The sequence below is a fragment of the Micromonospora sp. NPDC005194 genome (assembly GCF_040608335.1).
Taxonomy (GTDB): Bacteria; Actinomycetota; Actinomycetes; order Mycobacteriales; family Micromonosporaceae; genus Micromonospora.
Genome location: NZ_JBEXIA010000047.1, coordinates 12525 through 34580, shown reverse-complemented (window position 1 = coordinate 34580; position 22056 = coordinate 12525). Strand labels below are relative to the sequence as shown.

Sequence of the window (22056 nt, the reverse complement as noted above, 5' to 3'; positions counted from 1 at the left end):
CACGGTGTCGGGGAGGGGCCTCCCTCATCCGTAGTGAGGAGATGTCCGTGACGGGTATCCGCAAGGTGGTCGCCGCCGTGTTCGCCGGACTGGCCCTGACCCTGTTCGCCGCGGCCCCGGCGGCCGCCCAGGCCGACAAACTCAAGCTGACGGTGGCTGGCGACGGCGCCGAGGGGGTCACCATCCAGGCCACCTACACCGATGGCCGTCGGCTGGACCAGCTGGTGCGGTTGGTGCTCACCGCCACCGGCCCGGACGGGCAGCGGGTCGGGCCGGTGCAGCTGGAGCCACAGCCCGAGGGGCAAGGGTTCTACAGCAGCGGCCCGGTGCTCTCCACCGGCACGTGGAAGGTGACGGTGAACTCCCCCGCTCCGCTGCAGGGCAAGGCCACCGCCACGGTGCAGGCCCGGGCGGCGCAGTCACCTCCGGCCCCCAGACCGGTCGCGGTGACCGCGGACGGGACCGGCGACCGCGGGGCGGGCGCCGGCTGGTGGCCGTTCGCGGCGGCCGGCCTCGTGCTGGTCGCCGCGGCGATGGGGGCGGCCATGCTGTTCGGCCGCCGCCGCGCCTCCACGCCGAACGACTGACCGACCGGCGCTCCGGCGCCACTGAAACGACCGGGCCGGGCCGCGACGAGCGGCCCGGCCCGGTGTCGTTCAGGCGACCACGCGCCCGCCGCGCTCAGAGGATGGCGCGCAGCGCCGCCAGGTCGTCGTCGCTGGGCTCCCAGGTGCCGGCGGCGGCGTTCGCGTACACCTGCTCGGGCGTGGTGGCGCCGGCGATCACCGAGGTCACCGCCGGCTGGGCGGCCAACCCGCCGATCGCCACCTGGAGCATGGTCAGACCCCGCTCGGCCGCGTACGCCTCGATCGCCTCGATGGTGTCCCAGTCGGCCGCGGCGAGCCGGTCGGCGTACCGGCCACCGCCGGAGAGCCGGCTGCCGGCCGGCGGCTGCCCGCCCCGCTTGTACTTGCCGGTGAGCAGGCCGTTGGCGAGCGGGAAGAACGGCAGCATGCCGAGGCCGAACCGCTCGCAGGCCGGGATCACCTCGGCCTCCGCGGACCGCTCCAGCAGGCTGTAGTGGTTCTGCGCGCTGATGAATCGGGCCCGGCCGTTGGACGAGGCGACCCAGTCGGCGTCGGCGATCTGCCAGCCGGCGAAGTTGGAGTTGCCGAGGTAGCGGACCTTGCCGTCGCGGACCAGATCGTCGAGGGCCGCGAGGGTCTCGTCGATCGGGGTGCCCGGGTCGGGCTCGTGCATCTGGTACAGGTCGATGTGGTCGGTGCCGAGCCGGCGCAGCGACGCCTCCACCGCGCGGGCGATGTACCGCCGCGAACCCCGGGCGCCGAAGTCCGGACCGTTGAGGCCGTTCATGTCCATGCCGAACTTGGTGGCCACCACCACGTCGTCCCGGCGTCCCTTGAGCGCCTGCCCGAGCAGCTCCTCGGAGCCGCCCTGCGGCTCGCCGTAGATGTCGGCGGTGTCGAAGAGGTTGATCCCGACGTCCAGGGCGGCGTCCACGACCGCGCGGGTGCCATCGAGGTCGAGCTTGCGGCCGAAGTTGTTGCAGCCGATCCCGACGACGGACACCACGAGCCCGGAGTCGCCCAGCCGGCGATAGGTCATCTCAGTCACGAGATCCACCCTATGCCGGCCGGACGCACCGCCGCCCGGCGACCGCTCAGCCCACGTCCCAGACCGGCTCCGGGGTCTCCACCACCTCGCTGTCGCCCCGGAACAGCACGAACCGGTCGAAGGAGCGGGTGAACCACCGGTCGTGGGTGACCGCCACCACCGTCCCCTCGAACGCGTTCAGGCCCGCTTCCAGCGCCTCGGCGCTGGCCAGGTCGAGGTTGTCGGTGGGCTCGTCGAGCAGCAGCAGGGTCGCGCCGGACAGCTCCAACAGCAGCACCAGGAACCGGGCCTGCTGCCCGCCGGAGAGCGTGCCGAAGCGCTGGTCGCCCTGCCCGGCCAGCTCGTAGCGGCTGAGCACCCCCATCGCCGCGTGCCGGTCCATCCCGGTGCGGTGCTCGTCACCCCGCCACAGGATCTCGACGAGCGTCTTGCCCATCAACTCCGGTCGGTCGTGGGTCTGCGAGAAGTGGCCGGGGCGGACCCGGGCGCCGAGCCGGGCGGTGCCGTCGTGCGTCACCGGGGCGAGCCCGCCCGCCCCGTCGACCGGCCCGTTCGCCGGGTCGGGATCGGTGCCACCCCGGGCCAGCAGCCGCAGGAAGTGCGACTTGCCGGTCCCGTTGGCGCCGAGCACCGCCACCCGGTCGCCGTACCAGATCTCCAGGTCGAAGGGGAAGGTCAGGCCGTCCAGCTCCAGCTGGTCGCAGACGACCGCGCGCTTGCCGGTCCGCCCGCCGGTCAGCCGCATCCGGATGTCCTGGTCCTTCGGCGGTACGGGCGGCGGTCCGGCCTCCTCGAACTTGCGCAACCGGGTCTGCGCGGCCTGGTAGCGCGAGGCCAACCCGTCGTTGTACGCGGCCTTCTGCTTGTACATCAGCATCAGCTCGCGCAGCTTCTGGTGCTCCTCGTCCCAGCGCCGGCGCAGCTCGTCGAGACGGGCGTGCCGGGCCACCCGCGCCTCGTACCAACTGGCGAAGCCACCGGGATGCACCCAGGCGCTGCCGCCCTCCACGGCCACCACCCGGTCGGCGCTCTGGGCCAGCAGCTCGCGGTCGTGGGAGACGTAGAGCACCGACTTGGTGGACTCGCGCAGCCGCGCCTCCAGCCAGCGCTTGCCGGGCACGTCGAGGAAGTTGTCCGGTTCGTCGAGCAGCAGCACCTCGTCCGGGCCGCGCAGCAGCAACTCCAGGGCGAAGCGCTTCTGCTGGCCGCCGGAGAGGGTACGCACCGGCCGGTCTCGTACGGCGTCCCACGGCTGGTTGAGCACGATGGTCGCGACGGTGTCGAAGAGCACCTCGGCGTCGTACCCGCCGGCCTCGCCCCAGGCGCCGAGCGCGTCGGCGTACGCCAGCTGGGCCTTTCCGGCGGCGCTGCTGAACTTGCCGCGGACCTCGGCCGCCCGCATGGCCGTCTCGGTCTCGGCGAGCCGGCGGCCGGCGTCGCGCAGCGGTGGCGGGGCGAGCGACAGCGCCAGGTCGGCCAGCGTCGTCTCGTCGCCGATCATGCCGATGAACTGGCGCATCACGCCCAGCCCGCCGGCCCGCGCGACGGTGCCGGTACGCACCGGCAGGTCACCGGCGACCATCCGCAGCAGGGTCGTCTTTCCCGCGCCGTTCGGCCCGACCAGGGCGACCTTGGCGCCCTCACCGACCCGGAACGACACGTCGGCGAAGAGTTCCCGACCGTCGGGCAGGATGTGCCCGACCGCTGCCACGTCCACGTATCCCACGCCGGGATCCTGCCCCAGCGAGGGCCGGGAGGGACATCCAATTACCGGGTGACCCGCAGCACCCGGAAGCCCTTCTGGCTGGCGTGCCGCTCGACCTGCCAACCCTGGTCGACGATCCAGCGGTGCAGCGAGTCGCCGCCGAGGTGGCGGGCGACGACCAGCCAGCCGACGCCGTCCGGGGCGAGTCGGGGCAGCCAACGCAGCAACAGCTCGTGCAACTCGTCCTTGCCGATGCGGATGGGCGGGTTGGACCACAGCTGCGCGAACCGGAGGTCCGCCGGCACGTCGTCCGGTGCGCTGACCCGGACCCGGTCGGCGGCGCCGATCCGGGCCGCGTTGACGGCGGTCAGTTCGCGGGCGCGGGCGTTGACGTCGACCGCCCAGACGGTGCTCGCCGGTGCCACGTCGGCCAGCACGCAGGCGATCGGGCCGAACCCGCAGCCGAGGTCGAGCAGGTCACCGGTGGTGTCGGCGGCGGGCAGCTCGGCCTTGCGCAGGAGCACCGCGGTGCCGGGGTCGAGGCGGCTGGCGGAGAAGACGCCGCCGGCCGAGACGAGCTGGTAGTCGCGGTCGGCGACAGAGAACTCGACTTCGCGCGCCGGCGCGTCGCTGGCGGGCTGCGCGGTGAAGTAATGGTCGCCGGTCACGCCGGCAATTCTCGCACCGGCCCGGGTCGGCCACGACACGGCCCACAACCGCATTTCCCAATATTACCCCCTAAAGAGACAATGGCTCCTACTCTAGGCGACATGGTGTATCGGTACGAGTCCGAAGAGGACGCATTCGAGGACCCGGAGCCCGGCTCCGACCTGGCCGTGCTCGGCGCCGGTCCGCCTCCGCCGGCCGGCCCCTCACCGTCCCGGTTTCCCGCTCCGTCGCTGCCCCGACCCAACCAGCTGATGCTGCCGTCGACCCAGCCGCCGCCGGTCACCCGCGTCAGCACCCCGGTCGCGGCCCCCCGCAGCCAGGTCTACACCTCGGCCCAGCCGGTGGAGCCGCCCGCGCGGCGCGGCGGCGGGCGACTCTGGCAGGTGCTGGTCGGCGGTGCGGCCGTCCTGGTCCTGCTCGCGCTCTGCGGTCTGGGCGCCGCCGCGCTGCTGGTGGACAACAAGCCGGCGCCACAGGCCACCCCGACGTACCAGCCGAACGTCGCCGCGTCCGCTTCCGCGCAGCGGCAGGATCTCGACTCGCGGGACACCGACCAGGCGCCGCTCACCGCGAAGGAACTCTTTCCCGGCAAGGAGTTGAAGCTCGCCGACGGCCAGCCCGCCTACGAGATCCTCAAGACGCACTCCAGCGGCAGTTGCGCCGTCGCCGCCACCGACGAGGTGGCCGACCTGCTGGTCCGGCTCGGCTGCAACCAGGTCGTCCGGGCGACGTTGCGGGCTCCCGGCGGCGACCACCTGGTCACCGCCGGCCTGTTCAACCTCACCGACAAGGTCAGCGCCGAACGGGCCCGGGACCGGATCCGGCAACTCCTCGACGACCGGCAGGGCCGGTTCCGGGGGCTGTCCGCCGGCGACGACGCGGATGTCCTGGCCACCGCCCCGGCACGGGTCGGCTGGCAGGTCCGGGGCCACTACCTGGCGTACGCGCTGGTGGTCCGCGCGGACGGAGCCGCGGTCAAGTCCGGCGACACCAAGATCCGGGAGATCCTGTTCGACATGATCGAGGCGCACCTCAGCCGAGGCGTCCTGCAACGGCGGGCCGACAGCCGCACGGCCGGACAACCAACGGCAGCGCCGACCGAGAGCGGCGGAACCCAGAGCGGCAGCGGCAGCGGCAGCGGCGAACTGCCCGGAGACTGATCCGCGCCTCCGCCCGACCGGTGTGCCGCCGACCGGTGGCACACCCGTCGTCGTCCGCTGCCGCCGTCGTCAGCCTTCTCGACGGGCGGACGAGGTCGCGGCCGCCGTTGTCAGCCCTCGACGGGCACGCGCAGGCGGCGGGTCAGGTCGGCGCGGCGGGCGTAGTCGGCCGGGTCGGCCGGGTAGCCGACCGCGACCAGGGTGAGCCCGTGCGCCGGGGCCACCGTCACCTCGCTGGAACGCTCCTGCCGGTCGAGCAGGCTGCCCGGCCACTGGACCGCCCGACGGCCGTCGCCGGCCGCGAGCATCGCCCCCACGAGGCTGCGGACCATCGCCTGGCAGAACGCGTCGGCCTGCACGGTGGCGACCAGGATGCCGTCCGGGTCGCGCCGCCAGTCCAGCCGGGTCACCTCGCGCAGCGTCGTCGCGTTCTCCTTGCGCCGGCAGTACGCGGCGAAGTCGTGCTCACCGACCAGACCGGCCGCGGCGGCGTTCAGGGCGGCCAGGTCCAGCGGTCGCGGCCAGGCCAGCACCTCGTGCCGGCGTAGCGGCTCGGCGCCGTACGGGGCGTCGGTCACCCGGTACTCGTAGCGCCGGAAGGTGGCCGAGAACCGGGCGTCGAAATCGGCCGGCACCTCCGACATCGCCCGTACCCGCACGTCGGTGGGGAGCAGCCGCGCGAGCCGGCGCAGCAGCCGTCCGTCGTGCTGCCGCCACACCTCGGCGGGGAGGTCCAGGTGGCAGACCTGCCCGGTGGCGTGCACCCCCGCGTCGGTGCGACCCGCGACGGTCAGACCGGTCGCCGTGCCCGCGCCGAGGACCAGGTCCAGGGTCTCGACGAGCACCCCGGCGACGGTCCGCCGGGTCGGCTGGGGCGCCCAGCCGGAGAAACCAACGCCGTCGTACGAGACGTCCAGCCGCAGCCGGATCCGCTCGTCCACCTCGTACCTCCTGTTACGGGTCGGGCCCGGCACCCCGATGGGGGTGCCGGGCCCGACGTTGCCCTTGATCAGGCCTTGTTCTCGGTGGCCTCGTCGCTGTCCTCGCGGGCGGCGTCGGTGTCACCGGACGCCGACGCCGGTGCCTCGGAGTCCTGGTCGGCCGGGGCCGACTGCGGGGCCTCCTCGGCCGGGGCGAGCGCCTCGACCTTGTCCTGCTGCGCGGCCTTGCGGGCGGCGGTCTTCTTGTTCACCTTCGGCTCGGCGACCTGAAGCTCCTCCACCAGCTCGATGATGGCCATCGGCGCGTTGTCACCCTTGCGCGGACCGGTCTTCACGATCCGGGTGTAACCGCCGGGGCGGTTGGAGTACCGGGGCGCGATCTGGTCGAACAGGGCGTAGACAACGTCCTTGTCCTTGACGACACCCAGCACCCGCCGCCGCGAGGCGAGGTCACCGCGCTTGGCCTTGGTGATGAGCTGCTCGGCCAGCGGACGCAGCCGGCGGGCCTTCGTCTCGGTGGTCTGGATCTTGCCGTGCTGGAACAGCGCGGTCGCCAGGTTGGCGAGCATCAGCCGCTCGTGCGAGGGGCTGCCGCCGAGGCGGGGGCCCTTGGTGGGCGTGGGCATTTTTGGTGCTCCTCAGTTGTGGCGGCAGCGCGGACTAGAGCTGCTCGGTCTCGCGGTAGTCGTCGGTGTCGTAGTCGGCCTCGCCGAAGGTGTCCACGACGTGCGCCGGGTCGAAGTTCGGAGCCGAGTCCTTCAGCCCGAGACCCATCCCGGCGAGCTTCATCTTGACCTCGTCGATCGACTTCTGACCGAAGTTGCGGATGTCGAGGAGGTCGGCCTCGGTACGCCCGATGAGCTCACCAACGGAGTTGATGCCCTCGCGCTTGAGGCAGTTGTAGGAGCGGACGGTGAGGTCCAGCTCCTCGATCGGCAGAGCGAGGTCCGCCGCCAGCTGGGCGTCCTGCGGGGACGGCCCGATGTCGATGCCCTCGGCGGTCTCGTCCAGCTCCCGGGCCAGCCCGAACAGCTCCACAAGCGTCGAACCGGCGGAGGCCAGCGCGGTACGCGGGCCCATCGACGGCTTGGTCTCGACGTCGATGATGAGCCGGTCGAAGTCGGTGCGCTGCTCGACGCGGGTCGCCTCGACGCGGTAGGTCACCTTCAGCACCGGCGAGTAGATCGAGTCGACCGGGATGCGGCCGATCTCGGCGCCGGACTGCTTGTTCTGTGCAGCCGTCACGTAGCCCCGGCCCCGCTCGACGGTCAGCTCCATGTCGAGCCGGCCCTTGCCGTTGAGGGTCGCGAGCTTGAGGTCCGGGTTGTGCACCGAGACGCCGGCCGGGGGCTGGATGTCGCCCGCCGTCACGTCGCCCGGGCCCTGCTTGCGCAGGTACATGCTGACCGGCTCGTCGTGCTCGGAGCTGACGCACAGCTCCTTGATGTTCATGACGAGCTCGACCACGTCCTCCTTGACACCGGGGATCGTGGTGAACTCGTGCAGCACGCCGTCGATCTTGATCGAGGTGACCGCCGCACCCGGGATCGACGACAGCAGCGTGCGCCGCAGCGAGTTGCCCAGGGTGTAGCCGAAGCCCGGTTCGAGCGGCTCGATGGCGAACCGCGACCGGGTCTCGTTGATCGACTCCTCGGAGAGGGAGGGTCGCTGGCTGATGAGCATGTTGTCTCTTCTCTTTCAGGACGCCCGCTATTTGACGTCCACGACACAAACTGTTCCGGTGGCCCGCCCCGAAGGGCGGGCCACCGCAACGAGCCCGACTACTTGGAGTAGAGCTCGACGATCAACTGCTCCTGGACCTGCGTGTCGATGACCTGCCGGGCCGGGAGGGAGTGCACGAGCACCTTCATCTGGCTGGGGATTGCCTCCAGCCAGGCCGGCACCGTCTTCGAACCGGCCTGAGCCTGCGCCACCACGAACGGGGTGAGCTCCTTGCTCTTGCCCCGGACCTCGATGATGTCGTGCTCCTTGACGCGGTACGACGGGATGTCGACCTTCTTGCCGTTCACCATGAAGTGACCGTGCTTGACCAGCTGGCGGGCCATGTCCCGCGAGTGGGCGTAGCCGGCCCGGTAAACGACGTTGTCCAGCCGCGACTCGAGGATCTGCAGAAGGACCTCACCGGTCTTGGCCTGCTTGCCAACGGCTTCCTCGTAGTAGCCACGGAACTGCTTCTCCAGCACGCCGTAGACGCGGCGGGCCTTCTGCTTCTCGCGGAGCTGGAGCAGGTACTCCGTCTCCTTGGTGCGGCCGCGGCCGTGCTGCCCGGGCGGGAACGGCCGGGACTCGAACGGGCACTTCGGGCCATCGCACTTGCTGCCCTTGAGGAACAGCTTCATCTTCTCCCGCCGGCAACGGCGGCAGTCAGCACCGGTGTAACGAGCCATCTCTCTCTACCTCTCAGACCCGACGACGCTTAGGCGGACGGCATCCGTTGTGCGGCTGCGGGGTGACGTCGGCGATCTGGCCGACCTCCAGCCCGACGGCCTGCAGCGAACGGATCGCGGTCTCCCGGCCGGAGCCGGGGCCCTTGACGAACACGTCGACCTTGCGCATGCCGTGCTCCATGGCCCGACGCGCGGCGGCCTCGGCGGCCAGCTGCGCGGCGAACGGAGTCGACTTGCGGGAGCCCTTGAAGCCCACCTGGCCCGCGGAGGCCCAGGAGATGACCGCACCGGTCGGGTCCGTGATGGACACGATGGTGTTGTTGAAGGTGCTCTTGATGTGCGCCTGCCCGTGGGCGACGTTCTTGCGTTCCTTGCGCCGGACCTTCTTGACAGCGGCTCCGGCACGAGCCTTCGGTGGCATAAGTCTGTGCGCTCCTAGTTGACTTTCCGGATTGGGTTGCGGCCCGCCCTACCTCGGCGGCGGCCGACCCCGTCATCCGGTTAAGAACTACTTCTTGCCGGGCTTCTTCTTGCCGGCGACGGTCCGCTTCGGGCCCTTGCGGGTCCGTGCATTGGTCTTGGTCCGCTGGCCACGCACGGGCAGGCCCCGGCGGTGCCGGATGCCGGCGTAGCAGCCGATCTCGACCTTGCGGCGGATGTCAGCGGCGACCTCGCGGCGCAGGTCGCCTTCAACCTTGTAGTTGCCCTCGATGTGGTCGCGGAGCTGCACGAGCTCCTCGTCCGTGAGGTCCCGAGCGCGCTTGTCCGGCGAGATGCCGGTGGCGGCGAGTGTCTCCAGGGCGCGGGTGCGACCGACCCCGAAGATGTAGGTGAGCGCGATCTCCATCCGCTTCTCGCGGGGGAGATCCACGCCGACTAGACGTGCCATGTGCGGGCGTACTCCTCGTGATGTGTGGCGGAGGTGTGGACCCGTCCCACCCCGCTACCGGCCGTCCCGTCTTTCCGACGCTGTCAGCGCCGGCGACCGGGATCGGTCGCTGCCCGAGCGGGCCCCGGCCTCCGACCGGGGGTCAGCCACGAAGAAGTACGTCTCGCGTACCGCTCGCGGCTGGGACGAGCATGTGTGATGTGTGTGTCGCTGAGGATCTGCCCGGACCAACGCCACCCGGCCGTGTTCCGACCGGACGGGCTGAGTCAGCCCTGGCGCTGCTTGTGGCGCGGGTCGCTGCAGATGACCATGACCCGGCCGTGCCGGCGGATAACCCGGCACTTGTTGCAGATCCTCTTGACGCTCGGCTTGACCTTCACGGTTGCCTTACTTCCCATCTGGCCCGGGGACGCGCGATGCGCGAGACCGGACGTCGAAGACGGACACGGGACTTCCCGGCCGCCGTCAGGACTACTTGTAGCGGTAGACGATGCGCCCGCGGGTCAGGTCGTACGGCGAGAGTTCGACGACGACCCGGTCCTCCGGCAGGATGCGGATGTAGTGCTGCCGCATCTTGCCGCTGATGTGAGCCAACACCTTGTGGCCGTTCGCGAGCTCCACCCGGAACATGGCGTTCGGCAGGGGCTCGATGACCCGACCCTCGATCTCAATGGCTCCGTCTTTTTTCGGCATGTCCTCCGCTGTCCTGACGTCGATTGCTCCGGGCGGCCCACAACGTCTTACACGGGAAACTGACCAAGATCAGAAGCCCGCGCCAGCCGCGGCTCCAGGTCCCACCGAAGCGCAGGGTGGGCATGCCGGAGTGGACGCTGTGCGCCGAACAGAAAGTGTACGCCGGCCTGCGCGCCGTCGCCAAATTGGCCACCCACCGCAGCCTCGCGTCGGCCCCCGCTCCCCCACCCGGCCCTCGGATGATCTTCGCGGAGCCGCGCCCCACCGAATATCGATCATGAGGTTGTCGAGGCGAAACACCGCGATCGACGACACCAAGTCCATGATCATCGGGGTGGGTCAGGTTTCAGGCCCGGGGTCTTCCGGCCCGTCGGTGCGCAGATCCCGGCGGCGCTCACGCTTGGCTCGCTTGCGCTCACGCCGGCGCTCCCGCTCGATCGCCTGCCGGCGCGGCTCTCCCCCGGCCAGCCCGCCGACCGTCCGGAGCAGCAGCACCACGCCCCAGGGCCCGGCCACCCACGCCGGCCAGAAGTAGAGCAGTTCCTGGCTCAGCAGCGAGGTCACGCCCCAGATGGTCACCACGATGGCGATCACCCTCACGTACGGCAGCCAGACCTCGGCCAGCCAACGATTGACGTGGCCGTGCGCGAGCGGGCCGACGGGCGGCTCAGCCGGCGCGCTGGCCGGCCGCAGGGCCGAATGCTCCGGGGGCGTGACCGGGGGTAGATCGGTGAGCAGGGCGTCCAGCTCGGCGTACGTGCGCGCCGCGTAGGCCCGCTGCACCCGCTCGTCGTACTCGTGCAGGTCCAACCGCCCCTCGCCGAGGGCGGCCCGTAGCCGGTCGGCAACCACCTCGCGGTCCGCGTCCGCGGCTCGCATCCCGTCGCGCCCGTCCATGCCGGCAAGCATGCCACCGCCACGCCAGTCAGCCCGACCTCGAACATCGGTTGATCATGAAGTTATTGCCAGCCGCACCGGCGTGTCAGGGCAATAACTTCATGATCAACCGGCGAGGTGGGTCAGGGGGTTGTGGTTTCTGCGGGTTGGCGGGCGGTGACCAGGTCGCCCAGGCGGGCGCGGCCCCCGTCGAAGGCCGTGAGCACCCACACGCCGTCGGGCAACAGCGCCATCGAGTGCTCGACGTGCGCCGCGACCGAACCGTCCCGGGTGACGACCGTCCAACCGTCGGCCAGTTCGACCGTACGCGGGGACGCCATGGTGATCATGGGCTCGATCGCCAGCGCCATGCCGGGGACCAGACGCGGCCCCTTGCCCGGCCGGCCATGGTTGAGCACGTGCGGGTCCTGATGCATCTCGGTGCCGATGCCGTGGCCACCGTAGCCGTCGACGATGCCGTACCGGCCGCCCTTGCGGACCGCCGTCTCCACGGCGTACGAGATGTCGGTGAGCCGCCCCTTGCCGCTGGCCGCTCCGCGCGCTGCGGCGGCGATGCCCGCCCACATCGCGTCCTCGGCGACCTCGGCCATCTTGAGCAGCGCCGGGTCGACGTCGCCCACCCCGACGGTGATAGCGGAGTCCCCGTGCCACCCGTTGAGCACCGCGCCGCAGTCGATCGAGATGAGGTCGCCGTCGGCGAGCACCTGCTCCGGCGAGGGGATGGCGTGCACGATCTGCTCGTTGACCGACGAGCAGATCGACGCCGGGAAGCCGTGGTAGCCCTTGAAGGACGGGACGGCGCCCGCCTCGCGGATCGTCGACTCGGCGATGGCGTCCAGGTCCGCCGTGCTCACGCCGGGGGCCACCGCCTCGCGCATCCGGCGCAGGGCCTCGGCGACCACGAGCCCGGCCGCGCGCATCTTCTCGATCTGGTCAGGGGTCTTCAGCTGGATGTCCAGCTGGGGACGACGCATGGAGCGGTTACCTTTCGTGGCCATTCAGCGGGGCACGTCTGGCGTACCCCGCTGTTCGCACTCTATCCGCCGCGGCGCGGGGAGAACCTCAGCCGCCGTACGACCGCAGGGCGTCGATGGCCCGGGTGGTGACGTCCTCCACCGGGCCGGTGGCGTCGATCCCGACCAGCTTGCCCTGGGCGCCGTAGTAGTCGACCAGGGGCGCGGTCTTCTCGCTGTACTCCCGCAGGCGGGTGGCGATGGTCTCCGGCTTGTCGTCGTCGCGCTGGAACAGCTCGGCGCCGCACCGGTCACAGATGCCCGGCCGGGTGGTGGCGTCGAACTCGACGTGCCAGATCTTGCCGCAACCCCGGCAGGTGCGCCGGCCGGAGAGCCGCCGGATCACCTCGTCGTCGTCGACCACCAGCTCCAGGACCAGATCCAGGGCGGTGCCCAGATCGGCGAGGAGCTTGTCCAGAGCGGCGGCCTGCGGAGTCGTCCGCGGGAAGCCGTCGAGCAGAAAGCCCTCGCTGGCGTCCGGCTCGGCCAGCCGGTCCCGGACCATGTTGATGGTGACCTCGTCCGGAACCAGCTCGCCTGCGTCCATGTAACGCTTCGCCTCGACGCCGAGCGGCGTGCCCTGGGTGACGTTCGAGCGGAAGATGTCTCCGGTCGAGATCTTGGGTACCGACAGGTGCGCGGCGACGAACTCTGCCTGCGTGCCCTTACCCGCACCCGGCGGGCCAACCAGAACGAGTCTCATCTACCGCAGGAACCCTTCGTAGTTCCGCTGCATGAGTTGGCTCTCGATCTGCTTCACGGTCTCCAGACCGACGCCGACCATGATGAGCACAGCGGTGCCACCGAACGGGAAGTTCTGGTACTGCTGGCTGTCCAGCCAGATGAAGAAGAAGTTCGGCAGGATGGAGATGATGCCGAGGTAGAGCGCGCCCGGCAGGGTGATCCGGCTGAGGATGAAGTCCAGGTAGTCGGCCGTCGGCTTGCCCGGCCGGATACCCGGCACGAACCCGCCGTACTTCTTCATGTTGTCCGCGACCTCGGTCGGGTTGAACGTGATCGAGACGTAGAAGTACGTGAAGAAGATGATCAGCAGGAAGTAGACCGAGATGTAGATCGGGCTGTTCGGAGCGACCAGGTTGTTCTGGATCCACGCCTGGACCTTGCCCGGGTCGTTCTGGTCGAAGAACTGGAGCGCCAGCTGCGGAAGGTAGAGCAGCGACGAACCGAAGATGACCGGGATGACACCCGCCTGGTTGACCTTCAGCGGGATGTAGGTCGAGGTGCCGCCGTACATCCGCCGGCCGATCATCCGCTTGGCGTACTGCACCGGGATCCGGCGCTGCGCCTGCTCGATGAAGGTGACCGCGGTGATGACCACCAGAACCAGCGCGATGACCAGGGCGAACTTGCCCCAGCCCTGGCTGGTCTTGATCTGCCAGCCCTCGCCGGGCAGCCGGGCCGCGATCGAGGTGAAGATCAGAACGGACATGCCGTTGCCGACGCCCCGGTCGGTGATCAGCTCACCGAGCCACATGACCATGCCCGTGCCGGCGGTCATGGTGATCACCAGGATGGACAGGGTCAGCCAGTCCGGGATGCCGGTGCCCTCGGGGATGATCGGGAACTGGTCGCAGCGGTTCTGGAACAGCTGCCCCGAGCGGGCCAGCGCCACGAACGCCGAGGCCTGCAGCACGCCGAGACCGAGGGTCAGGTAGCGGGTGTACTGCGTGATCTTCGCCTGGCCGGCCTGGCCCTCCTTGCGGAGCTGCTCCAGGCGCGGAATCACGACGGTCAGCAGCTGCAGGATGATCGACGCGGTGATGTAGGGCATGATGCCCAACGCGAAGACCGAGAGCTGGAGCAGCGCCCCGCCGGAGAAGAGGTTGAGCAGATTCAGCGGGCCCGTCGTCTGCCCGGAGATGGAGTCGAGGCACTTCTGCACGTTGCCGTACGAGACGCCCGGGCTGGGGAGCGTGGCACCCAGCCGGTAGACCGCGATGATGCCTACTGTGAACAGCAGCTTCTTGCGCAGGTCAGGCGTACGGAACGCACTGAGAAAGGCGGACAGCAACTTCTTCCTCCTGCGCGAGGCGGGCCGCCGGTGATCCCTGGCGGGTGGGGGTGGATCACGGGCGAGTGCCCGCAATCCATGGCTGGGATGGGACTCTAACAGCCCTGTCCCGCTCCGGGCAGGTGTGCCCGGCTACATAAACCGAATCCGATGTTACCGGGCGCACACGCCCCAGGCAGACCTAGGCGCCCGCCAGTTACTCACAACTGACGGGCGCCGAGGTCGTACGCCTTACAGCTCGGTGGCGGAGCCACCGGCGGCGGCGATCTTCTCCTTGGCCGACGCGCTGAACGCGTGCGCCGACACCTGGAGCGCCACCCCGCCAAGGTCCCCGGTGCCGAGGACCTTGACCGGCTGGCCCTTGCGGACCGCGCCGGCCTCGACCAGCTCGAGCGGGCCAACCTGGCCGCCGTTCGGGAACAGCTCGGCGAGCCGGTCCAGGTTGACCACCTGGAAGACCACCTTGAACTTGTTCTTGAAGCCCTTCATCTTCGGCAGGCGCATGTGGATGGGCATCTGCCCACCCTCGAACGCCGCCGAGATGTTCTTGCGGGCCTTGGAGCCCTTCGTACCGCGACCAGCGGTCTTGCCCTTGGAACCCTCACCACGACCCACACGGGTCTTCGCGGTCTTCGAACCGGGCGCCGGGCGCAGGTGGTGCACCTTGATCGTCATTACTCGACCTCCTCGACCTTCACGAGGTGGCTCACAGTGAAGATCATGCCGCGGATCTCGGGCCGGTCCTCCTTGACCACCACGTCGTTGATCCGCTTGAGACCGAGCGAACGCAGCGACTCACGCTGGTTGTGCTTGGTCCCGATACCGGACCGGAGCTGGGTGACCTTCAGGCGTGCCATCAGCGCGCCACCCCCGCACGCGACGCCAGCATGGCGGCCGGCGCGACGTCCTCCACCGGCAGACCACGACGCGCCGCGACCTGCTCGGGGGACTCAAGCCCCTTCAGGGCCGCCACGGTGGCGTGCACGATGTTGATCGGGTTCGACGAGCCGAGGCTCTTGGAGAGCACGTCGTGGATCCCGGCGCACTCCAGCACGGCACGCACCGGACCACCGGCGATGACACCCGTACCGGCCGAGGCCGGCTTGAGCAGCACGACGCCAGCGGCGTCCTCACCCGTCACCGGGTGCGGGATCGACTGACCGATCCGCGGAACCTTGAAGAAGTGCTTCTTGGCCTCCTCGACACCCTTGGCGATCGCCGCGGGCACCTCCTTGGCCTTTCCGTAGCCCACGCCGACCGTGCCGTCGCCGTCGCCCACGATCACCAGGGCGGTGAAGCTGAAGCGACGACCACCCTTCACGACCTTGGCGACGCGGTTGATCGCGACGACCCGCTCAAGGTGCGGGGTCTTCTCGACGGGCGCGTTTCCGCGGCCGCCCTCACGGCGGTTGTCGCGGCGACCACCCTCGTTGCCACCGGACCCGCCGCCACGGCGCTGTTGACCTGGCATCAGCAGCCTTCCTTATCTCTCGTGACGGGGTTGTTAGAACTCGAGCCCGGCTTCGCGGGCGGCGTCGGCAAGCGCGGCGACTCGCCCCGCGTACCGGTTGCCACCGCGGTCGAAGACGACCTTGGAGACGCCGGCGGCCTTGGCCCGCTCGGCGAGCAGGGCGCCCACCTTGCCGGCGAGGGCGCTCTTGTCGCCCTCCGCACCGCGCAGCGAGGAGTCCAGGGTCGACGCCGACGCCAGGGTGTGGCCCTTGGTGTCGTCGACGATCTGGGCAACCATGTGCCGCAGCGAACGGGTGACGACCAGGCGCGGACGCTCGGCCGTACCGCTGACGTTCTTGCGGACGCGGAAGTGCCGACGCGCACGCCCAACGGCGCGCTTGGCGGCGACGCCGCGGCGGCGCTTGAGCAGCGTGGCGCTCACTTCTTACCTGCCTTTCCAGCCTTCGCGTTGCTGGGGCGGATGACCTCGCCCATTACTTCTTACCTGCCTTGCCGGCCTTGCGGCGGATGACCTCGCCCTGGTACTTCACGCCCTTGCCCTTGTAGGGCTCCGGCGGACGGATCTTCCGGATGTTGGCGGCGACCTCACCGACCTGCTGCTTGTCGATGCCGGCCACGTGGAACAGGGTCGGCCGCTCCACCGTGAAGGTGATGCCCGCCGGCGCGGGAACGACCACCGGGTGCGAGAACCCGAGCGCGAACTCGAGGTCCGAACCCTTGGCGGTGACCCGGTAACCGGTGCCGGCGATCTCCAGGCTCTTGCGGTAGCCCTCGGTCACGCCGACGATCATGTTGGCGACCAGGGTACGGCTCAGGCCGTGCAGCTCCTTGGCCTTGCGCTCGTCGTTCGGGCGGTTGACGTTCAGCTGCCCGTCCTCCGCACGCTCGATCGTGATCGGGTCGGCGATCGTGTGCTGGAGCTCGCCCTTCGGGCCCTTGACCTTGACGGTCTGCCCGTCGATCGTGATGTCGACGCCGGCTGGTACCGGGATCGACTTACGTCCAATTCGCGACATTTCTACCAGTCTCCCGTTACCAGACGAAGGCGAGGACTTCCCCGCCAACACTCCGCTTGCGGGCCTGCCGGTCGGTCAGCAGCCCCTGGGACGTCGAAATGATCGCCACGCCCAGCCCACCGAGCACCCGCGGGAGCCCGTCCGACTTGGCGTACACCCGGAGACCGGGCTTGGACACGCGCTTGATGCCGGCCAGGCTCCGCTCCCGGTTCTGGCCGTACTTCAGCTCGACGACCAGTCGCTTGCCGACGGCGCCCTCCTCGGGCTCCTCGACCGACCAGGTGGCGATGTAACCCTCGGCCTTCAGGACCTCGGCGATGTTCGCCTTGATCTTGGAGTAGGGCATCTTCACCTGATCGTGGTACGCCTGGTTGGCGTTACGCAGACGCGTGAGCATGTCTGCGATCGGGTCGGTCATCGTCATGGATTTCGTCAGCCTTTCTCGCCGGGGTTCCCGGGGCATCAGCCCCGGGCCTACGGCGAAGAGCAATACCTAATCGGTGCAGGAGTTCCCGGCTGACAGCCGGGACGCGGTCGCCCTTACCAGGAAGCCTTGGACACACCCGGCAGCTCACCGCGGTGGGCCATCTCCCGGATGCAGACCCGGCAGAGCCCGAACTTGCGGTAGACCGCCTTCGGACGCCCGCACCGCTGGCAGCGGGTGTACGCGCGAACCGAGAACTTCGGCTTCGCGGCCGCCTTGATGATCAGCGCCTTCTTGGCCATCTCAGTTCTCCTTGAACGGGAAGCCCAGGAGCTTGAGCAGCGCCCGACCCTCGTCGTCAGTCGTGGCGGTCGTGACCACCGTGATGTCCATACCCCGCTGCCGATCGATCCGGTCCTGGTCGATCTCGTGGAACACGGACTGCTCGGTCAGACCGAACGTGTAGTTGCCGTGCCCGTCCAGCTTGCGCCCGTCCAGACCGCGGAAGTCGCGGATACGCGGCAGCGAAATGGACAGCAGCCGGTCCAGGAACTCCCACATCCGGTCGCCACGAAGGGTCACCTTCGCGCCGATCGGCATGCCCTCGCGGAGCTTGAACTGCGCGATGGACTTGGTCGCCCGCCGCACCTGCGGCTTCTGGCCGGTGATCGTGGCGAGGTCGCGGACCGCGCCGTCGATCAGCTTGGCGTCGCGAGCAGCCTCGCCGACACCCATGTTGACGACGATCTTGACCAGCCGCGGCACCTGCATGGGGTTGCCGTAGCTGTTCTGCTCACGCAGCTGGGCCACGATCTCGTTGCGGTACCGCTCCTTGAGGCGCGGCATGGTCTTTTCGGTAGCCGTGGTCATCACAGGTCCTTACCGGTGCTACGCGCGATGCGGACCTTCTGGCCGTTGTCGTCGATCCGGTAACCGACGCGGGTCGGCTTGCCGTCGGAGTCCAGGACCTGCACGTTCGAGACGTGGATCGGGGCCTCCTGGGTGACGATGCCGCCGGTCTTGGCGCCACGCTGGGTGGTGCTGATGCGGGTGTGCTTCTTGACCCGGTTCACGCCCTCGACCAGGACCTTGTCCTGCCGCGGGTAGGCCGCGATGACCTTGCCCTTGGCACCCTTGTCCTTGCCGGCGATGACGACGACCGTGTCGCCCTTCTTGACCTTCACGGTCACAACACCTCCGGCGCGAGGGAAATAATCTTCATGAACCGCTTGTCCCGCAGCTCCCGGCCCACCGGGCCGAAGATGCGGGTACCGCGCGGGTCCCCACCGTCCTTGATGATGACGGCGGCGTTCTCGTCGAAGCGGATGTACGAGCCGTCCGGCCGCCGCTTCTCCTTGGCCGTGCGAACGACGACCGCCTTGACGACGTCGCCCTTCTTCACACCGGCACCCGGGATCGCGTCCTTGACCGTGGCCACGATGACGTCGCCGATGCTCGCGTAGCGCCGACCGGAGCCACCGAGAACCCGGATGCACAGGATCTCCCGAGCACCCGTGTTGTCGGCGACGCGCAGTCGCGACTCCTGCTGAATCACGTCTATCTCCTATGTCTGCCGGTTCTCCGGCCGCCGTAGCGGCCGGCCGGAGCCTGGCGGAACCTACGCCCGACGCAACGCCGGGCGAGATCGAGCCTTCGCTACTTGGCCTTTTCCTGGATCTCCACGATCCGCCAACGCTTGGTGGCGCTCAGCGGCCGGGTCTCCATGATCAGGACCCGGTCGCCGATGCCGGCGGCGTTCTGCTCGTCGTGCACCTTCAGCTTGCGCGTACGGCGCATGATCTTGCCGTACAGCGCGTGCCGAACCCGGTCCTCGACCTCGACCACGACGGTCTTGTCCATCTTGTCGCTGACCACCAGGCCCTCGCGGACCTTGCGGCGCGCGCGGGTGGCGTCAGTGGTGGTGTTCTCGGTCATGATGCAGTCACCTCAGTCGGCGCGGCCGAGAGCCCCAGCTCGCGCTCGCGCATGATCGTGTAGATCCGGGCGATCTCCCGACGGATGACCTGCAGCCGCCGGTTGTTGTCCAGCTGCCCGGTTGCGGCCTGCACGCGGAGGTTGAACAGCTCCGCCTTGGCCTCCCGCAGCTTCGTGACCAGCTCCTCCTCGGAGAGCTCACGCAGCTCGGTCGCCTTAACGCCCGCTGCCATCAGGATTCACCCACTTCGCGCGTAACAATGCGGCACTTCATCGGGAGCTTGTGGATCGCGCGACGCATGGCCTCTCGCGCGATCTGCTCGTTGGGGAAGGACATCTCGAAGAGAACCCGCCCCGGCTTGACGTTGGCGACCCACCACTCGGGCGAACCCTTACCGGAACCCATCCGGGTCTCGGCAGGCTTCTTGGTGAGGGCCTGGTCCGGGAAGATCGTGATCCAGACCTTGCCGCCACGCTTGATGTGACGGGTCATCGCGATACGCGCCGACTCGATCTGGCGGTTGGTCACGTACGCCGGCTCGAGAGCCTGGATCCCGAACTCGCCGAACACCACCCGGTTACCACCCTTGGACGCGCCACTGCGGTCCGGGTGGTGCGGCTTGCGGAAGCCCTTCGGGGGCTTGCGCGGCATCAGCATCTGTCAGCCCTCCTGCTGCGTTTCTGCCGGAGCAGCCGCCGCGGCGACAGCAGCGCTGTCGACCGGCTCGCCACTCGGCGTCTCGGCCTGCTGCGCGATGGTGGTCGCAGCAGCCCGGCCGGCCTCGGTGCCACCAGCGGTCGTGCCGGACGAACCGGACCGGCCACGGCGCGGACGCTCGGGACGGTCGCCGCGCTCACCACGACGCGGGCGCGACGGACCGGCCTCGGCCGGAGCCTCCCGGCCCGGAACCGCGTCGCCCTTGTAGATCCAGACCTTCACGCCGATCCGGCCGAAGGTGGTACGGGCCTCGAAGAAGCCGTACTCGATGTTGGCCCGCAGCGTGTGCAGCGGAACCCGGCCCTCGCGGTAGAACTCGGTCCGGCTCATCTCGGCGCCGCCAAGGCGACCCGAGACCTGAACCCGGATGCCCTTGCAGACCGGGTTCTTCATGGCCGACTGCATGGCCTTGCGCATCGCCCGACGGAAGCTGACCCGGCTGGACAGCTGCTCGGCCACGCCCTGCGCGACGAGCTGAGCGTCCGACTCGGGGTTCTTCACCTCGATGATGTTCAGCTGGACCTGCTTGCCGGTGAGCTTCTCGAGCTCGCCGCGGATCCGGTCGGCCTCCGCACCCTTACGGCCGATGACGATGCCCGGCCGGGCGGTGTGGATGTCGACGCGGACGCGGTCGCGGGTGCGCTCGATGTCGACCTTGGAGATCCCGGCACGCTCGAGGCCCTTGGACATCATGCGGCGGATCTTGACATCCTCGCCGATGTAGTCCTTGTAGAGCTTGTCCGCGAACCAACGGGACTTCCAGTCGGTCGAGATGCCGAGCCGGAACCCAGTGGGGTGAACCTTCTGACCCATTACTCGGCGTCCTCCGTCTTGCTCTGCGCTTCGGCCGGTGCGGCCTCCGTGGCCGGGGCGGCCTTCTTCGCCGCGGCCTTCCTCGGCGCTGCCGGCGCGACCGCCTCGACCGCCACGGTGATGTGGCAGGTGCGCTTGCGGATCCGGTACGCCCGACCCTGTGCCCGCGGCTGGAACCGCTTCATCGTCGGGCCCTCGTCCACGAACGCCTCGCTGACGAGCAGCGCGTCGGGGTCCAGCCGCTCGTTGTTCTCCGCGTTGGCGATCGCGCTAGCGAGCACCTTGTACACCTGCTCGCTCGCAGCCTGCGGCGCGAACTGCAGCACCGTGAGCGCCTCCTTCGCGGGCAGGCCGCGGACGAGGTTGACCACCCGGCGCGCCTTCATCGGCGAGATGCGCACGTGCCGCGCAACCGCCCGCGCGCCCGGAAGCACCGGAGCGTCGCCCTTTCCTGGCATCGCTGTAACCCCTTGTTCCCTCTATCCGTATGCCCGCGGCGTCAGCGCCGACGGCTCTTCCGGTCGTCCTTCTCGTGACCCTTGAACGTGCGGGTCAGCGCGAACTCGCCGAGCTTGTGCCCGACCATCGCCTCGGTCACGAACACCGGGACGTGCTTGCGTCCGTCGTGCACCGCGATCGTGTGCCCGAGCATCTCCGGGATGATCGTCGAGCGCCGCGACCAGGTCTTGATCACGTTCTTCGAGCCCTTGTCGTTCTGCACTTCCACCTTCTTGAGCAGGTGGTCGTCTACGAACGGGCCCTTCTTGAGGCTGCGAGGCATGTCTTATCTCCCTCAGCCGCGCTTACGCGTGGCGTAGCGGCGGCGGACGATCAGCTTGTCGCTCGGCTGGCCCTTACGGCGGGTGCGGCCCTCGGGCTTACCCTGCGGGTTGACCGGGTGGCGACCACCGGAGGTCTTACCCTCACCACCACCGTGCGGGTGGTCGACCGGGTTCATGGCGACACCACGGACGGTCGGGCGCTTGCCCTTCCACCGCATACGGCCGGCCTTACCCCAGTTGATGTTCGACTGGTCGGCGTTGCCGATCTCGCCGACGCTCGCGCGGCAGCGCACGTCCACCCGCCGGATCTCGCCGGACGGCATACGCAGGGTCGCGTACGCGCCCTCACGGCCGAGCAGCTGGATGCCGACGCCGGCGGAACGGGCCAGCTTGGCCCCGCCGCCCGGACGCAGCTCCACGTTGTGGATCGTGGTACCGACCGGGATGTTGCGCAGCGGCAGGTTGTTACCCGGCTTGATGTCGGCGCCCGGACCGGACTCGACGCGGTCGCCCTGCTTCATGTCCTTCGGCGCGATGATGTACCGCTTCTCGCCGTCGGCGTAGTGCAGCAGCGCGATGCGCGCCGTGCGGTTCGGGTCGTACTCGATGTGAGCGACCTTCGCCGGCACGCCGTCCTTGTCGACCCGCTTGAAGTCGATCAGACGGTACTGGCGCTTGTGACCGCCACCGTGGTGCCGCGTGGTGATCCGGCCGTGGGCGTTACGCCCGCCCTTCTTCGGCAGCGGAGCCAGCAGCGACTTCTCCGGCGTGGACCGGGTGATCTCGGCGAAGTCGGCGACGCTGGAGCCACGTCGGCCCGGCGTCGTCGGCTTGTACTTACGGATAGCCATTG

34 protein-coding genes are annotated in these 22056 nt (G+C 69.5%); 2 read left to right on the top strand and 32 right to left on the bottom strand.

Annotation, left to right across the window (positions count from 1 at the left end; translation table 11 throughout):
* Positions 1-47 precede the first annotated feature (47 nt).
* Positions 48-587, top strand: a complete 540-nt coding sequence (locus ABZU53_RS28585) for a hypothetical protein (protein ID WP_355068560.1) — start codon at positions 48-50, stop codon at positions 585-587.
* Positions 588-681: 94 nt separating this feature from the next.
* Here ABZU53_RS28585 and ABZU53_RS28580 read toward each other — a convergent pair whose 3' ends face one another.
* Genes ABZU53_RS28580 through ABZU53_RS28570 form a run of 3 tightly spaced genes read right to left on the bottom strand, consistent with a single transcriptional unit; the run spans position 682 to position 4008 of the window.
* Positions 682-1644, bottom strand: a complete 963-nt coding sequence (locus ABZU53_RS28580) for an aldo/keto reductase (RefSeq protein ID WP_355068558.1) — start codon at positions 1642-1644, stop codon at positions 682-684.
* A gap of 37 nt (positions 1645-1681) precedes the next feature.
* Entirely contained in the window at positions 1682-3361 is a 1680-nt protein-coding gene (locus ABZU53_RS28575) for an ATP-binding cassette domain-containing protein (protein WP_355068556.1), read from the bottom strand.
* Between the two features lie 41 nt (positions 3362-3402).
* Entirely contained in the window at positions 3403-4008 is a 606-nt protein-coding gene (locus tag ABZU53_RS28570; RefSeq protein WP_354858630.1) for a methyltransferase, read from the bottom strand.
* A gap of 102 nt (positions 4009-4110) precedes the next feature.
* Here ABZU53_RS28570 and ABZU53_RS28565 point away from each other — a divergent pair, with 102 nt between their 5' ends.
* Positions 4111-5169 (top strand): hypothetical protein, encoded by a 1059-nt coding sequence (locus tag ABZU53_RS28565; protein ID WP_355068554.1) that lies wholly within the window; start codon positions 4111-4113, stop codon positions 5167-5169.
* 110 nt (positions 5170-5279) lie between these two features.
* Here ABZU53_RS28565 and truA read toward each other — a convergent pair whose 3' ends face one another.
* The 29 genes from truA to rplB form a co-directional block, all read right to left on the bottom strand.
* The gene (gene truA, locus ABZU53_RS28560; RefSeq protein WP_355068552.1) at positions 5280-6110 is read right to left on the bottom strand and encodes a tRNA pseudouridine(38-40) synthase TruA; all 831 of its coding nucleotides are present in this window, start codon (positions 6108-6110) and stop codon (positions 5280-5282) included.
* A 68-nt stretch (positions 6111-6178) separates the two neighbouring features.
* Positions 6179-6736 (bottom strand): 50S ribosomal protein L17, encoded by a 558-nt coding sequence (gene rplQ, locus ABZU53_RS28555; protein WP_354858638.1) that lies wholly within the window; start codon positions 6734-6736, stop codon positions 6179-6181.
* 34 nt (positions 6737-6770) lie between these two features.
* Complete coding sequence (locus ABZU53_RS28550) at positions 6771-7793, bottom strand: DNA-directed RNA polymerase subunit alpha (protein WP_007465227.1); 1023 nt, start codon at positions 7791-7793, stop codon at positions 6771-6773.
* Positions 7794-7891: 98 nt separating this feature from the next.
* Positions 7892-8518 (bottom strand): 30S ribosomal protein S4, encoded by a 627-nt coding sequence (rpsD, locus tag ABZU53_RS28545; RefSeq protein WP_354858640.1) that lies wholly within the window; start codon positions 8516-8518, stop codon positions 7892-7894.
* Between the two features lie 13 nt (positions 8519-8531).
* Positions 8532-8939 (bottom strand): 30S ribosomal protein S11, encoded by a 408-nt coding sequence (gene rpsK, locus ABZU53_RS28540; protein ID WP_030329919.1) that lies wholly within the window; start codon positions 8937-8939, stop codon positions 8532-8534.
* An 87-nt stretch (positions 8940-9026) separates the two neighbouring features.
* Positions 9027-9407: a 30S ribosomal protein S13 gene (rpsM, locus tag ABZU53_RS28535; protein ID WP_007465236.1), complete on the bottom strand. Its 381-nt coding sequence runs from the start codon at positions 9405-9407 to the stop codon at positions 9027-9029.
* Positions 9408-9673: 266 nt separating this feature from the next.
* Positions 9674-9787: a 50S ribosomal protein L36 gene (rpmJ, locus tag ABZU53_RS28530; protein WP_043965539.1), complete on the bottom strand. Its 114-nt coding sequence runs from the start codon at positions 9785-9787 to the stop codon at positions 9674-9676.
* Positions 9788-9878: 91 nt separating this feature from the next.
* Positions 9879-10100 (bottom strand): translation initiation factor IF-1, encoded by a 222-nt coding sequence (infA, locus tag ABZU53_RS28525; protein WP_007073013.1) that lies wholly within the window; start codon positions 10098-10100, stop codon positions 9879-9881.
* A gap of 339 nt (positions 10101-10439) precedes the next feature.
* Entirely contained in the window at positions 10440-10997 is a 558-nt protein-coding gene (locus ABZU53_RS28520) for a DUF1707 domain-containing protein (RefSeq protein WP_355068550.1), read from the bottom strand.
* Positions 10998-11119: 122 nt separating this feature from the next.
* Entirely contained in the window at positions 11120-11971 is an 852-nt protein-coding gene (gene map / locus ABZU53_RS28515; RefSeq protein WP_354858645.1) for a type I methionyl aminopeptidase, read from the bottom strand.
* Positions 11972-12059: 88 nt separating this feature from the next.
* Positions 12060-12713 (bottom strand): adenylate kinase, encoded by a 654-nt coding sequence (locus tag ABZU53_RS28510; protein WP_007465256.1) that lies wholly within the window; start codon positions 12711-12713, stop codon positions 12060-12062.
* Positions 12714-14042: a preprotein translocase subunit SecY gene (secY, locus tag ABZU53_RS28505; RefSeq protein ID WP_354858647.1), complete on the bottom strand. Its 1329-nt coding sequence runs from the start codon at positions 14040-14042 to the stop codon at positions 12714-12716. It abuts the gene before it with no gap.
* Positions 14043-14273: 231 nt separating this feature from the next.
* Positions 14274-14717, bottom strand: a complete 444-nt coding sequence (gene rplO, locus ABZU53_RS28500; RefSeq protein ID WP_007465260.1) for a 50S ribosomal protein L15 — start codon at positions 14715-14717, stop codon at positions 14274-14276.
* Positions 14717-14899, bottom strand: coding sequence for a 50S ribosomal protein L30 (rpmD, locus tag ABZU53_RS28495; protein WP_007465262.1), 183 nt, complete (start codon positions 14897-14899; stop codon positions 14717-14719). Before rpmD ends, rplO begins: the two co-directional genes overlap by 1 nt.
* A complete protein-coding gene (gene rpsE, locus ABZU53_RS28490) occupies positions 14899-15513 on the bottom strand; it encodes a 30S ribosomal protein S5 (RefSeq protein ID WP_007465263.1) in 615 nt (204 codons plus the stop codon). Before rpsE ends, rpmD begins: the two co-directional genes overlap by 1 nt.
* Positions 15514-15546: 33 nt before the next feature.
* Positions 15547-15924, bottom strand: a complete 378-nt coding sequence (gene rplR / locus ABZU53_RS28485) for a 50S ribosomal protein L18 (protein ID WP_355068567.1) — start codon at positions 15922-15924, stop codon at positions 15547-15549.
* A gap of 64 nt (positions 15925-15988) precedes the next feature.
* Positions 15989-16531, bottom strand: coding sequence for a 50S ribosomal protein L6 (rplF, locus tag ABZU53_RS28480; RefSeq protein ID WP_354858653.1), 543 nt, complete (start codon positions 16529-16531; stop codon positions 15989-15991).
* 16 nt (positions 16532-16547) lie between these two features.
* Positions 16548-16955, bottom strand: coding sequence for a 30S ribosomal protein S8 (gene rpsH / locus ABZU53_RS28475; protein WP_007465270.1), 408 nt, complete (start codon positions 16953-16955; stop codon positions 16548-16550).
* Between the two features lie 116 nt (positions 16956-17071).
* Positions 17072-17257, bottom strand: coding sequence for a type Z 30S ribosomal protein S14 (locus ABZU53_RS28470; RefSeq protein WP_007465272.1), 186 nt, complete (start codon positions 17255-17257; stop codon positions 17072-17074).
* A 1-nt stretch (position 17258) separates the two neighbouring features.
* Positions 17259-17825, bottom strand: coding sequence for a 50S ribosomal protein L5 (gene rplE / locus ABZU53_RS28465; RefSeq protein WP_354858655.1), 567 nt, complete (start codon positions 17823-17825; stop codon positions 17259-17261).
* Entirely contained in the window at positions 17825-18145 is a 321-nt protein-coding gene (gene rplX / locus ABZU53_RS28460; RefSeq protein WP_007465276.1) for a 50S ribosomal protein L24, read from the bottom strand. The genes rplE and rplX overlap by 1 nt, the downstream gene beginning before the upstream one ends.
* The gene (gene rplN / locus ABZU53_RS28455; RefSeq protein WP_007073026.1) at positions 18142-18510 is read right to left on the bottom strand and encodes a 50S ribosomal protein L14; all 369 of its coding nucleotides are present in this window, start codon (positions 18508-18510) and stop codon (positions 18142-18144) included. Before rplN ends, rplX begins: the two co-directional genes overlap by 4 nt.
* 101 nt (positions 18511-18611) lie before the next feature.
* Positions 18612-18890, bottom strand: coding sequence for a 30S ribosomal protein S17 (gene rpsQ, locus ABZU53_RS28450; protein WP_354858656.1), 279 nt, complete (start codon positions 18888-18890; stop codon positions 18612-18614).
* Positions 18887-19123: a 50S ribosomal protein L29 gene (rpmC, locus tag ABZU53_RS28445; RefSeq protein WP_007465283.1), complete on the bottom strand. Its 237-nt coding sequence runs from the start codon at positions 19121-19123 to the stop codon at positions 18887-18889. Before rpmC ends, rpsQ begins: the two co-directional genes overlap by 4 nt.
* Entirely contained in the window at positions 19123-19548 is a 426-nt protein-coding gene (gene rplP, locus ABZU53_RS28440; protein ID WP_007465292.1) for a 50S ribosomal protein L16, read from the bottom strand. The genes rpmC and rplP overlap by 1 nt, the downstream gene beginning before the upstream one ends.
* Before the next feature lie 3 nt (positions 19549-19551).
* Positions 19552-20421: a 30S ribosomal protein S3 gene (rpsC, locus tag ABZU53_RS28435; RefSeq protein WP_007465294.1), complete on the bottom strand. Its 870-nt coding sequence runs from the start codon at positions 20419-20421 to the stop codon at positions 19552-19554.
* Complete coding sequence (gene rplV / locus ABZU53_RS28430; protein WP_007465297.1) at positions 20421-20879, bottom strand: 50S ribosomal protein L22; 459 nt, start codon at positions 20877-20879, stop codon at positions 20421-20423. The genes rpsC and rplV overlap by 1 nt, the downstream gene beginning before the upstream one ends.
* 41 nt (positions 20880-20920) lie before the next feature.
* Positions 20921-21202 carry a 30S ribosomal protein S19 gene (rpsS, locus tag ABZU53_RS28425; RefSeq protein ID WP_007465299.1) on the bottom strand — a complete coding sequence of 94 codons (282 nt, stop codon included), beginning with the start codon at positions 21200-21202 and terminating at the stop codon, positions 20921-20923.
* A 12-nt stretch (positions 21203-21214) separates the two neighbouring features.
* On the bottom strand, positions 21215-22054 hold the full coding sequence (rplB, locus tag ABZU53_RS28420) for a 50S ribosomal protein L2 (protein WP_007465301.1): 840 nt from the start codon (positions 22052-22054) through the stop codon (positions 21215-21217).
* Positions 22055-22056 lie beyond the last annotated feature (2 nt).